Origin of the sequence: Sporosarcina sp. ACRSL (genome assembly GCF_022346605.1) — a bacterium.
Classification (GTDB): domain Bacteria; phylum Bacillota; class Bacilli; order Bacillales_A; family Planococcaceae; genus Sporosarcina.
Genome location: NZ_JAKRNT010000011.1, coordinates 1 through 12,551, shown reverse-complemented (window position 1 = coordinate 12,551; position 12,551 = coordinate 1). Strand labels below are relative to the sequence as shown.

Here is a 12,551-nt window from a genome sequence, read left to right as displayed (position 1 = left end):
AAAACAGACCACATATTTTCACGTGTGGTCTGTTTTGATTATTAGCTGAATATCCGCCAGCCGATATCCGTGCGGTAGAAAAATCCGTTCCATTCCAATTGGTTCAAACCTTCGTACACTTGACGTTGCGCTTCTTTCAATGTATCAGCCTTGGCTGCTACGAGGATAACACGGCCGCCGTTACCAACAAAATGACCGTCACTCTCTTTTGTACCAGCGTGGAAGGTTTCGAGTCCGTTCAATTGTGTAAGATCCGGTAATTTTGCACCTTTCACTACATCTCCCGGATAGCCGTCCGATGCAATTACAACTCCGAGCATCGCTTCTTCATGCCACTCTAGATCAAACGGTTTTTTATCCATGAGCGCCATCATGAATTGTCCAAAATCGGATTTCATCCGAGGCAACACGACTTGTGTCTCAGGGTCGCCAAAACGGGCGTTGAACTCAATTACTTTTGGCCCTTCATCTGTAAGGATGAGACCCGCATAGAGGATTCCCGTAAACGGCGTACCTTCTTCCTCCATCGCACGGACTGTTGGAATGACGACGGTCTGAAGCGCCTCTTCCACGACCGCTTCTGGAATATGAGGTACCGGGGAATATGCCCCCATTCCTCCAGTATTGGGCCCTTTATCGCCATCATACGCGCGCTTATGATCTTGCGCGATGACCATCGGATAAATCTGACCGTCATGCACAAATGACATGTAGGAGAATTCTTCCCCGTCCAGAAATTCCTCGATAACGACGCGGGATGAAGATTCACCAAACCGTTGATTGCCAATCATATCGTCAACCGCTTCGATCGCCTCTTCGACAGTCATCGCGACAATGACTCCTTTTCCCGCAGCAAGTCCGTCTGCTTTCACGACAATCGGGGCGCCTTGCTGATGAATAAATGCTTTCGCTTCATCGGCGTCCGTAAACGTCCCGTATGCAGCTGTAGGAATTGAGTATTTCTTCATCAGCTCCTTCGCGAAAGACTTGCTCCCTTCGATTTGAGCAGCAGCTTTCGTAGGACCAAAAATCCGTAGCCCCCGGTCTGTGAAGGTATCAACAATCCCTTCCGCCAATGGTTGCTCAGGACCGACAAACGTCAAGTCGATCTTTTGTTCAATTGCAAATGAAGCTAGTGCATCGAAATCAGTTGTATTGATTGCCACGCACTCCGCATCATTTTTCATGCCGTCGTTTCCAGGGGCAACGAACACTTTCGCCACGGAGGCAGAGTTATTGAACTGCCGCGCAATTGCGTGCTCCCGGCCGCCACTGCCGATGACGAGTACTTTCATCAGTATCCACTCCTTCGATCAATGTTTAAAATGACGTACTCCAGTGAATACCATAGCAATGCCGTATTCATTCGCTTTTTTGATAGAATCTTCGTCTTTTACGGAGCCTCCAGGCTGGATAATAGCTGTAATTCCCGCTTTCGCGGCAGCTTCTACAGTATCATCCATCGGGAAGAATGCGTCTGATGCAAGCGCTGCACCTTTTGCAAGCTCCCCAGCTTGTGTCAATGCAATGCCTGCTGCACCTACGCGGTTCATTTGCCCCGCACCTACGCCAAGCGTTCTTTGTGAATCCGATACGACAATTGCATTCGATTTCACATGCTTGACGACTGCCCAACCGAGTTTGAGCGCTTCCCATTCCGCTTCTGTCGGTTCACGATCCGTTGCAACGCGGATATCGGCATTTTCAAATCCGAATGTATCTGGCTCCTGCATGAGAAGACCGCCTTCAACTGATACCGTATTCCATGCATCCTTTTTCTGTTGTCCGAACGGAATCGTCAGTAGTCGAATGTTTTTCTTCTTCGTTAATAAAGCGATCGCTTCATCCGTGAATGACGGTGCGATAATGATTTCAAGGAAAATTCCTGAGAGCTTTTCAGCTGTTTCCGCATTGACTTCACGATTCAATGCGATGATGCCCCCGAAGATGGAAATCGGGTCGGCTTCATATGCTTTATTGAACGCATCAGCGATTGTTGCACCGACTCCAACACCGCAAGGATTCATATGCTTCACGGCCACTGCCGCAGGTTGCTGGAATTCCTTCACGATTTGGATAGCCGCATTGGCATCCTGGATATTGTTATAGGATAGCTCTTTGCCGTGCAATTGCTCCGCATTGGCGATGGAGAAATCTGAACCGAGTGGACGGCTATAGAACGCCGCTTTCTGATGTGGGTTTTCACCGTAACGAAGCGGTTGTTTCAGCTCATATGTAAACGTCACTTGCTCAGGGAATTCTTCGCCAGCAAGGTCTGTTAAGTAACCGGAAATGAGCGCATCGTAAGCAGCTGTATGACGGAATACTTTCGCAGCAAGACGGCGGCGAGTCTGAAGAGTCGTTTGCCCATCCGCTTTCAACTCATCAAGCACTTGCTCATAATCTGTGGAATCGACGATAACCGTTACATAGGCATGGTTTTTCGCAGATGCACGGAGCATCGCAGGGCCGCCGATGTCAATATTTTCAATCGCGTCATCGACGGAAACGTCCGCTTTTGAAATCGTTTCTTTAAATGGATACAGATTCACACAGACGATATGGATCGGCTCAATTCCGTGCTCTTCCATTTGCGCTATATGCTGCGCGTCGTCTTGCTTCGCAAGCAATCCGCCATGGATCATCGGATTCAATGTCTTGACCCTGCCTTCCATAATTTCAGGGAAGCCCGTCACTTCATCGACAGCTGTCACCGCAACGCCGTTTTCCTTTAAATGTTTCATCGTCCCGCCAGTTGATAGAATTTCATAGTCCAATGCAACAAGAGCTTGTGCAAACTCCAAAATTCCGTTTTTGTCCGAGACACTGAGCAATGCTCGTTTTTTCACGATTGAACGCCTCCGAATATCAATTTATCTGTAAAAAGCTTCTGTAAAGTTTCTTTATAAAGTACATGCTCGACCTTGTGGATTGCTTCTGCTGTCTTCGCTATATCGCCTTCAACGACGGGAACCGCTGCTTGCGCTAGAATCGGGCCCGTGTCCATTCCTTCATCGACAAGGTGAACGGTAACACCTGTCAATTTGACGCCATGAGCGATTGCCTGACCGATTGCATCCTTGCCAGGAAATGAAGGAAGCAGCGAAGGATGGATATTGACGATGCGCGATGGATAGGCGGCTAATAACGTTGGTCCGATCAGCCGCATATACCCCGCTAGCGCAATCCATTCGACTTCCGCTTCTCGTAAAATGTCAATCAAAGCTTCCTCGAATGCCTGTTTCGATGGAAAAGCTTTCGGCTCCAAAGCGACGACCCGAGTGTTTGTCTTACGAGCACGTTCCACAACGAATGATGCAGGTTTATCCGTCATGACGAGGACGATTTCAGCATCTAATTCACCGTTGCGACATGCTTGCTCAAGCGCTTCGTAATTGCTGCCGCTTCCGGAAGCGAATACTGCGATTTTCGTTTTTACCTTCATTCTGCCAAGCTCCCGTCATGGGTACCATTGAAAATGACGCCTGAACCGCGTACAACGCGGCCGATTTCATATGCATCCTCGCCGTGCTCCGCAGCAATTTGAATGGCGCGTTTCGCTTGTTCCGCTGGAAGAGCCACAACGAATCCAATCCCCATATTAAAGACACTGTAAAGATCTTTGTCGAGAAGTTCGCCTTTCTCTTTCAACATTTTAAAGACTGGTAGTACAGGCCAAGAGCCAAGATCGACTTCAACGCTGAACCCTTCTTTGAACATCCGTGGAAGGTTTTCGTAAAAACCTCCGCCCGTAATATGCCCCATGGAGTGGACGTCAAGTTCTTCATGAATTTGCATGACAGGCTTCGCATAGATTTTCGTCGGTTCAAGCAACGCTGTACCCACTTTACCGAGTTCTTCATAGCCCGCAATATACTCATCTACTTTATATCCTTGCTCTTCAAGTACGATTTGACGGACTAGTGAAAATCCGTTCGAATGGATGCCGCTAGAAGCGATTCCGACGAGTACGTCTCCTTCAGAAACCTTTTCGCCAGTAACGACTTTGCTCTTTTCACATGCTCCGACCGCAAATCCAGCGAGGTCATATTCCTCGACATCATAAAGTCCAGGCATTTCAGCCGTCTCTCCGCCAATCAATGCTGCTCCTGATTGCACGCAGCCGTCCGCAATACCTTTGACAATCGCCTCGACTTTTTCAGGGACCGCTTTTCCAAGCGCAATATAATCCAAGAAATAAAGTGGCTCCGCACCTTGTGCGACGATATCATTCACACACATGGCAACACAATCGATGCCGATCGTATCATGTTTATCGGCTAGGAACGCCAATTTCAATTTCGTGCCGACACCGTCCGTACCAGAAATGAGCACTGGCTCTTTATAGTTCAGCTCAGAAAGATCGAACATCCCTCCGAATCCTCCGAATGTACCCGCAACTCCTTTGCGAACAGTACGCGCTACGTGCGACTTCATCCGTTCGACCGATTCATAGCCAGCCTCGATATTCACTCCCGCTTTTTCATACGCCTTTGACATGGAAGATCCTCCTTATCGCCCGATTTCTTTTTCATGTGGCAGTACTGTATCCGCATAGATGTCTGTCGGATAATTACCTGTGAAGCAAGCAAGACATTGTCCGCAATTCTTCATGTCAGACGGTCTACCGATTGCATTCAGCATTCCTTCTGCTGAAAGGAATGTCAGAGAATCCGCACCGATTAATTCACGCACTTCATCAACCGATCGATTTGTTGCGATTAATTCCGAATCCGTACTTATATCAACACCATAGAAGCAAGGGCTCACTAATGGAGGCGACGCAATGACGACGTGGACCTCTTTCGCGCCGGCTTCCTTCAGCATTTTGACAATCCTTCTCGACGTCGTCCCGCGGACAATTGAATCATCCACCATGACAACCCGCTTGCCTTCAATCACTTGACGCACCGGAGAAAGCTTTAGCTTTACGCCTCTTTCACGCATCGCCTGTGTCGGTTGGATGAACGTCCTGCCGACATACCGGTTTTTAATTAAACCGAGTTCGTACGGGATGCCGCTTTCTTCCGAAAATCCGATCGCAGCAGAAATGCTCGAGTCAGGGACACCTGTCACGACATCCCCCTCGATTTGGACTTCCCTCGCAAGCTGCTTGCCGCATCGTTTCCGAGCCATATGAATATTAATGCCGTCGATATCCGAGTCAGGTCTTGAAAAATAGACATATTCCATCGAGCAGATGGCCCGTTCCGCTGGTTCCGCAAATTGGTCGGAGTGCAACCCTTTGTCATTGATGACGATCAATTCTCCAGGTTCAACTGAACGGATCGGTTCCGCTCCGATTAAGTCGAAAGCAACCGTTTCAGATGCGACAACCCATGCATCACCCAATTTCCCGAGAGACAAAGGGCGTAAACCATTCGGATCCTGTGCAACGAGCAAGCCTTCCTCCGTCAAGATGACGAATGCAAAAGCACCTTTCAACATCGACAATGCTTTTTTAACCCGGTCCCGCTGTGTCAATGAACCACTGCTGCTTCGTTTAATCAAATGGGCCAATACTTCCGTATCGGACGTCGTTTGAAAAATGCTGCCCTGCTTTTCAAGACTTTCCTTCAAATCCTTTGCATTAACTAAGTTGCCGTTATGCGCAATCGCCAAACTGCCTGTCATTGAACGGAAGACGAGCGGCTGCACATTTTCTGCGCCCCGCCCCTCTTCTGTCGTGTAACGGACTTGGCCAATTGCCGCATGACCCGTCAAGTTTTTCAACGCATCACCGGAAAACACATCATTCACAAGTCCTTCGCCTTTTACGACGTGAAGCCCTTTGCCATTCCTTGTTACGATTCCTGCGCCTTCCTGACCGCGGTGTTGTAGCGCATGCAAGCCGTAATAGCTGATCTGCGCTGCATCTTCGTGACCCCAAATGCCGAACACGCCGCATTCTTCGTTCAGGCCTCTGAGTTCAGCAAGCATGGAATTGCCCCTTTCCAAGCGGAACGGAATTCTTCCACCGTCCCGTCAATTAAAACTGTATCGTTGTCGCCTTTAATGACGATTTTATCTTCATTTGTAACTGTACCGATTTTCACTGCATCTTGTACAAGCGCCTCAAAAGCAGTCGTCAGCTCTTCTTTCACCGTTACGATGAAGCGTGATTGCGTTTCACTGAATAATGCCGTTACTGCTGATCCCTTCACAGTAACATCTGCCCCAAGGCCTTCCGCATCGAATACCTTCTCGCAAAGTGCAACAGCGAATCCGCCTTCTGATAAATCCGTCGCCGATTGGACGAGTTTGCTTTGGATTGCTTTTAGAAGAGCTTGTTGACGGGATGCTTCCACTTCCAAATCGATCGCAGGTGCTTTTCCGAAAATCTTCCCATGGATCATCTGTTGAAGTTCACTGCCGCCAAATTCTGTTGTCGCTTCGCCAATCAAGTAAATTACGTCACCCGCTTGTTTGAATGACGTTGTCGTCACTTGCGACAAATCATGCACCAGGCCAACCAAGCCCATCGTCGGTGTCGGGTAGACTGGAACCCCGTTCACCTCATTCGACATCGAAACATTCCCGCCGATAATTGGCGCATTCAACGTACGGCAAGCTTCGGAAATGCCATCTGCCGATTTCTCGATTTGCCAAAACACTTCCGGTTTATCCGGACTTCCGAAGTTCAAGCAGTCCGTTGCTGCAATCGGCTCAGCGCCTGAACAGATAAGATTACGCGCTGCTTCTGCAACTGCAATTTTCCCACCCGTTTCTGGATCTAAGTAAATATAACGAGAGTTGCAATCTGCGGTCATCGCAAGCCCTTTATTCGTACCGCGAACGCGGATGACACCTGCAGAAGAACCTGGTGCTACGACCGTATTCGTACGTGCCTGCGAATCGAATTGGCTGTATACCCACTCTTTTGACGCGATTGTCGGGCGTTGCAATAATGCGGTCAATGTCTCCTTCAAATCGGAGACTACCGGCTCTTCATTATCCATCGCTTGGAATTCCCTGAAGTAAGCAGGTTCTTCCGATTTCTTATAATAGACCGGTGCATCTTCGGCAAGTATATCCGCTAAGATTTCCGCGACAACTTCACCTTTATGAGTAAGACGTAGCATTTTATCATCCGTAACTTTCCCGATTGCTACAGCTTCAAGTCCGTACTTTTTGCATAAGTCGATGATTTCTTGTTCACGACCTTGCTTGACAACGACAAGCATCCGTTCTTGCGACTCGGAAAGCATCATTTCATACGCAGTCATACCCTCTTCACGCTGCGGAACGAGATCCAAGTTCAATTCGACACCGTAGCCTGCTTTTGAAGCCATTTCAGCAGAAGATGAAGTAAGGCCTGCAGCACCCATATCTTGAATACCGATCAAAGCATCCGATTTCACAAGCTCAAGGCATGCTTCCATGAGAAGTTTCTCAAGATACGGATCGCCCGCTTGCATAACTGGCAACTCTTCCTCTTTCTCGACCGCGACTTCTGAAGAAGACATCGTCGCTCCATGGATTCCGTCACGTCCTGTTTGTGCACCGACGTACAACACTGTATTGCCGACTCCAGATGCAAGACCTTTCTGGATATCTTCATGATTCAGCAATCCGACAGCCATTGCGTTAACGAGCGGACGCTTCGAATAGCTATTATCGAACTGAACTTCACCGGCAACTGTCGGTATCCCGATCGTATTTCCGTAGCTTGCAATACCTGCAACCGCTTGTTCAAATAAATAACGATCGCGCTCATCCGACAAATCGCCGAAACGCATTGAGTTGACAAGTGCTACAGGGCGAGCACCCATCGAGAAGACGTCACGGATAATACCGCCCGCTCCTGTTGCTGCACCGATGAACGGCTCGATTGCGGAAGGAGAGTTATGCGATTCCATTTTGAAAACAGCCGCTTGATTGTCACCGATATCTATAATTCCAGCACCTTCCCCAGGACCTTGTAAAACACGTGCCCCTTCGGTAGGGAATTTGCGCAATACCGGTTTCGAGCTTTTATAAGAACAATGTTCTGACCACATTGCAGAAAACAATCCTGTTTCTGTGTAGTTTGGAAGGCGTCCAATCATTTCGACTGCACGATCGAACTCTTCATCGGTCATTCCCATTTGACGATATAGTTTTTCATCTTTAATTTGCTGAGCTGTTGGTTCATGCATTGTGGACATTCTTCTCACTCCAGTTCTTCAAAATTGATCGGAATAAAGGCAAACCGTCCGTTCCGCCGATGATTTCTTCGACTGCCCGTTCAGGCAGCGGCATCATGCCGAGGACATTTCCTTGTTCATTCAAAACACCCGCGATTTTCTCGACACTGCCGTCAACATTGCCGTCTTCGTACGTAAACACGATTCGATCTTGCTGTTTCAATTGTTGTGCTGTGTCCGCGTCTACATAATAATTGCCGTACTCATGGGCGAATGGAATCGTAAGCGGCTGTCCTTGTTCGTAATTGCTTGTGAAGATCGAAGATGCATTTAGAACAGCCAGCTTTGCATTTCCGCTTCTGAACTTCAGTCCTTTATTTTTCAAAAATGCTCCTGGAAGGATTCCTGCTTCCACAAGAATTTGGAATCCGTTTCCGATACCAAGTACCGGCTTGCCGGAAGCAACGAACGCCTTGAGGCTTTCAATTGACTTGGAGCTTTGGGCTAGTGCGCCCGGACGTAAGTAGTCCCCGTAGGAAGCGCCTGTAGGAATGACGACCGCATCAAAATGTTCCAAATTAGCATCCTGATGGCTGATGATTTCTGCACCGACGCCAACGATATCCACTAAGGCATGATACATGTCCACATCACAGCTGGACCCCGGGAAACTTAAAATAGCGAACCTCATTTGCCCGCGACCTCCCCGATTTCATATCTATAATTCTCGATCACCTTATTGACAAGTAGTTTATCGCACATTTCCTTTACACGCGCTTCGATTTCATTGTTCGTTCCAGCTAGCTCAAGCTCGATCAATTTTCCGATACGAACACTTTCAACTTCATTAAAACCAAGTGCTTGAAGCGCATCCTGAACCGCAATTCCTTGTGGATCAACAACACTTTCGCGTAATGTTACGTAAATGTTTACTTTTGTCATGTTAATTTCCTCCCAAATGGAATAAGTTTGTAATCGAATTGATGTATAGCTGTTATGCCCAAATGCTAGTAGAATCGATTTCTTCTAACGTCTTTTCAATATCATCCGTCATGATGGTAACATGGCCCATTTTCCGCTTTTCTTTCGCCTCGGCCTTCCCGTATAAATGGACTGACCAATCCGGATAGTTTGTAATGATTTTCTTCAGCGGCACGACATGCTCTCCAAGCACATTCACCATGATGGATGGTGCCCATAGCTTCGGCTTTCGAAGCGGCCATCCGCACACTGCGCGTACGTGTTGGTGGAACTGGGATACACTGCACGCCTCGATAGAGTAATGACCCGAGTTATGAGGGCGCGGGGCAAGCTCATTGATGACAATTTCATCGTTCTCGAGTACGAACATTTCCACCGCGAGTGTTCCGACGAGATTGAGATGATCTGCGATTTTTTTCGCAGCTTCCTCCGCCTTTTCGATAACTGCCGGGGCAACTCTTGCAGGAACGATTGACTCATGCAATATATGATGCTTATGAATATTTTCAGCGATTGGGAGACAATAAGAATCCCCTGCAGGATTACGCTGAATGATCGCGGAGATTTCTGTTTTAAAAGGAACGAACGCTTCCGCGATGCAATCCGAATGGGCAAATAGCGGTTCAGCATTTTCAAGATCGTCAATAGAATCCAGTTTCACTTGGCCTTTGCCATCGTATCCGCCAAATGCCGTTTTCACGATACACGGAAACCCAACTTTCTCAATTTCCTTTTTCAATTCATCGAAAGACTTTGCTGCCACATAGTTTGCGACCGGAGCACCTGAAGCTCTGATTTCTCCCTTCTCAGCGATCCGGTTTTGCGTAATCCGAACAAGCTCCGCTCCTTGCGGGACGTAGGCGATTTCCGTAAGACGTTTCAACCCTTCATAATCAATGTTTTCAAATTCATACGTAATGACATCACTTACTTCGGCAAGCTCTTCGAGTGCCGCCTCATCGTTGTAAGGAGCAACGATGCGTATATCGGCAATCTGTCCACACGGTGAATCCATTGTCGGGTCGAGGACAGCAATTTTGAAACCGGCTTCCTTTGCGGCAAGCCCCATCATGCGACCTAGCTGACCGCCTCCGATAATCCCGATCGTCTGTCCAGGTAAAATAGTTTTCATTCCAACTCACCACTGCTTTCTAAAGCGGCATCCCGCATTTTTTCGCGCCGCTCTTCGAGACGGCTGCGCAGCTCAACGTCATGGACCGCTAAAAATTGGGTTGCCAGCAATCCTGCATTCGTTGCGCCTGCTTTGCCGATCGAAACTGTTGCGACAGGAACACCTCCTGGCATTTGAACGATGGAAAGCAACGAGTCCATCCCGTTCAACGCTTTCGATTGAACTGGAACACCAATGACCGGCAACAACGTTTTGGCAGCGACCATTCCAGGAAGATGGGCAGCACCGCCAGCACCTGCAACGATCACTTCAATCCCCCGTCCTTGCGCCTGTTCCGCATATTCAAACATGAAATCCGGAGTCCGGTGCGCTGAAACGACTTTCTTTTCATAGGCTACGCCTAACTCATCCAATATGTCGCAGGCATGCTTCATCGTTTCCCAATCACTTTTACTTCCCATGATTACGCCGACTTTCGGTCCCATAAACAATCTGCTCCTTTAGAAAAATATTTACAAATAAAAACATTTCACATCTTCACTTGTATGAAGGAATAAAAAAATCCTTGAAAAAGCTACTTTCCAAGTGCATGGAAAGCAGTTCATTCAAGGATAGTTAATAAGCGGTAAGATGAACATATCCATTAGGCATGGCACACCCTTCGCTAATCCTATAAACGCTTTCCCGCATAGTCCGGACATTTACGGTGTCCTGGTAGAAACACTGAAGCCAATCCTTCAGCATATATGTGGGATATCTGACTACAATCAGTGTAACAACTGAAGTCGAATACGTCAATAAAAAATACGAACAATAATCAATAACATATGTCCATCGTTCGTAAAACAGGTGATTTATTCATCCAAAATACCTTTAAACTTTATTACTTGCCGAATTGGGACATACTCGCCATCCTTCTCCATGAATACCGGCTCTTCCATCCTTCCAGCTACTCGATAACCTGCGTCTGACAATCGGTTCAAGCAATCTTCAATCGATTCGTCTTCCTGTACTTCAAACCAAACCGTTTTTTTCTTCGTACTCATTTAAATAAATTTCCTCTCCTTACAGTCTTGACCCAAAATCCGCCATGGATTGTCCTAGCCTCATACGCAATAATAAACGCTTTTGGATCGATCTGTTTGATTGTGTCATAAAGCTTCAATTCATCTTTGCGTGGTGTCAATATTTGCATGGCAGATCGATTGCCTTCCAATCCGTGTGCCGCCCAGTCCGTTACACCATATCCTTTTTCCCGTAAGATCCTTGGCATCTCATAATCAACACTTGCAGTAATGACATTCACTGTAATATACCCAAGCGCCATTTTCTCCTCAATCTTCGTTCCGATGATAACACCGATTCCATACCCGAGTGCATACGCAATAATATTTTGTATTTCATTAAGGTTTTCCAATACTAAACCGAGTCCTACAACATAGATGACAACCTCTACGACACTTACCCCTGCAGCAAAATACCGATACCCTTTCAACGTTAGTATCATACGGATCGTAAAGAAGGTAACATACACAATATTAATAACAAAAATGATCAATAACATCTGCATTTCCATCAGACCTCCCCATGTCTAGGTTGACTTCCATCGTATCGTGCTGAGTAATGGATTACAAGAATTTGTTATTGTGGAACAATGGAAGATCTTATGAAATGGTGTGTAGGTGGTGAAGTTGGGGGGAGTTATGAGTTCGTGGTGACTTGCTTTGGGCGTGGGAGGGAGCTCTTTGGGCGCGGGATGGGGAACTTTGAGCGTGAGGCGGCTTGCTTTGAGTGCGGGATAGAGCTCTTTGGGCGCGAAGCGGCTGGCTTTGAGCACGGGAGGATTTGGTTTGGACGTGGGATGGATTGCTTTGGACGTTGGAGGGCTCGCTTTAGACGCGGGGTGGCTCACTTTGGACGTGGGAAGACTTGGTTTGGACGCGGGGTATGGAGTTTTTGAAACACAAAAAAACCATCTCCCAAAGGAGATGGCATTTGCCCGGCGACGTCCTACTCTCACAGGGGGAAGCCCCCTACTACCATCGGCGCTGAAGAGCTTAACTTCCGTGTTCGGTATGGGAACGGGTGTGACCTCTTCGCCATCGTCACCAGACAATTGAACGATACTTGTTCGTTCAAAACCGGATAAAACAAACATTGTCGCTGAACTTCAAGTTCAACCGTACTTAAGTAACTTAAGGTTAAGTCCTCGATCGATTAGTATCCGTCAGCTGCACGTGTCGCCACGCTTCCACCCCGGACCTATCCACCTCATCTTCTTTGAGGGATCTTACTTACAAATGTAATGGGAA

At 47.5% G+C, this 12,551-nt stretch carries 12 protein-coding genes, 2 rRNA genes and 1 riboswitch; all 14 genes read right to left on the bottom strand.

Annotated features, from left to right (window positions below):
• Positions 1-41: 41 nt before the first annotated feature.
• A complete protein-coding gene (gene purD, locus MHZ92_RS16210; protein ID WP_239432751.1) occupies positions 42-1,295 on the bottom strand; it encodes a phosphoribosylamine--glycine ligase in 1,254 nt (417 codons plus the stop codon).
• An 18-nt stretch (positions 1,296-1,313) separates the two neighbouring features.
• Entirely contained in the window at positions 1,314-2,849 is a 1,536-nt protein-coding gene (gene purH / locus MHZ92_RS16205; protein WP_239432750.1) for a bifunctional phosphoribosylaminoimidazolecarboxamide formyltransferase/IMP cyclohydrolase, read from the bottom strand.
• On the bottom strand, positions 2,846-3,445 hold the full coding sequence (gene purN / locus MHZ92_RS16200; RefSeq protein ID WP_239432749.1) for a phosphoribosylglycinamide formyltransferase: 600 nt from the start codon (positions 3,443-3,445) through the stop codon (positions 2,846-2,848). The genes purH and purN overlap by 4 nt, the downstream gene beginning before the upstream one ends.
• Entirely contained in the window at positions 3,442-4,500 is a 1,059-nt protein-coding gene (purM, locus tag MHZ92_RS16195; RefSeq protein WP_239432748.1) for a phosphoribosylformylglycinamidine cyclo-ligase, read from the bottom strand. The genes purN and purM overlap by 4 nt, the downstream gene beginning before the upstream one ends.
• A 12-nt stretch (positions 4,501-4,512) precedes the next feature.
• Positions 4,513-5,940 carry an amidophosphoribosyltransferase gene (gene purF / locus MHZ92_RS16190; RefSeq protein WP_239432747.1) on the bottom strand — a complete coding sequence of 476 codons (1,428 nt, stop codon included), beginning with the start codon at positions 5,938-5,940 and terminating at the stop codon, positions 4,513-4,515.
• Positions 5,916-8,147 (bottom strand): phosphoribosylformylglycinamidine synthase subunit PurL, encoded by a 2,232-nt coding sequence (gene purL / locus MHZ92_RS16185; RefSeq protein WP_239432746.1) that lies wholly within the window; start codon positions 8,145-8,147, stop codon positions 5,916-5,918. The genes purF and purL overlap by 25 nt, the downstream gene beginning before the upstream one ends.
• Complete coding sequence (purQ, locus tag MHZ92_RS16180; RefSeq protein ID WP_239432745.1) at positions 8,131-8,817, bottom strand: phosphoribosylformylglycinamidine synthase subunit PurQ; 687 nt, start codon at positions 8,815-8,817, stop codon at positions 8,131-8,133. Before purQ ends, purL begins: the two co-directional genes overlap by 17 nt.
• Positions 8,814-9,068 carry a phosphoribosylformylglycinamidine synthase subunit PurS gene (gene purS / locus MHZ92_RS16175; RefSeq protein WP_239432744.1) on the bottom strand — a complete coding sequence of 85 codons (255 nt, stop codon included), beginning with the start codon at positions 9,066-9,068 and terminating at the stop codon, positions 8,814-8,816. Before purS ends, purQ begins: the two co-directional genes overlap by 4 nt.
• 52 nt (positions 9,069-9,120) lie before the next feature.
• A complete protein-coding gene (gene purK, locus MHZ92_RS16170; RefSeq protein ID WP_239432743.1) occupies positions 9,121-10,239 on the bottom strand; it encodes a 5-(carboxyamino)imidazole ribonucleotide synthase in 1,119 nt (372 codons plus the stop codon).
• The gene (gene purE, locus MHZ92_RS16165; protein WP_239432742.1) at positions 10,236-10,724 is read right to left on the bottom strand and encodes a 5-(carboxyamino)imidazole ribonucleotide mutase; all 489 of its coding nucleotides are present in this window, start codon (positions 10,722-10,724) and stop codon (positions 10,236-10,238) included. Before purE ends, purK begins: the two co-directional genes overlap by 4 nt.
• 184 nt (positions 10,725-10,908) lie before the next feature.
• Positions 10,909-11,009, bottom strand: a riboswitch (purine riboswitch).
• An 84-nt stretch (positions 11,010-11,093) separates the two neighbouring features.
• Positions 11,094-11,285, bottom strand: a complete 192-nt coding sequence (locus MHZ92_RS16160; protein WP_239432741.1) for an NETI motif-containing protein — start codon at positions 11,283-11,285, stop codon at positions 11,094-11,096.
• Complete coding sequence (locus MHZ92_RS16155) at positions 11,282-11,809, bottom strand: DUF2179 domain-containing protein (RefSeq protein ID WP_370644767.1); 528 nt, start codon at positions 11,807-11,809, stop codon at positions 11,282-11,284. The genes MHZ92_RS16160 and MHZ92_RS16155 overlap by 4 nt, the downstream gene beginning before the upstream one ends.
• A gap of 427 nt (positions 11,810-12,236) precedes the next feature.
• Positions 12,237-12,352, bottom strand: a 5S ribosomal RNA gene (gene rrf, locus MHZ92_RS16150).
• Positions 12,353-12,436: 84 nt separating this feature from the next.
• Positions 12,437-12,551, bottom strand: a 23S ribosomal RNA gene (locus tag MHZ92_RS16145); the annotation flags it as partial.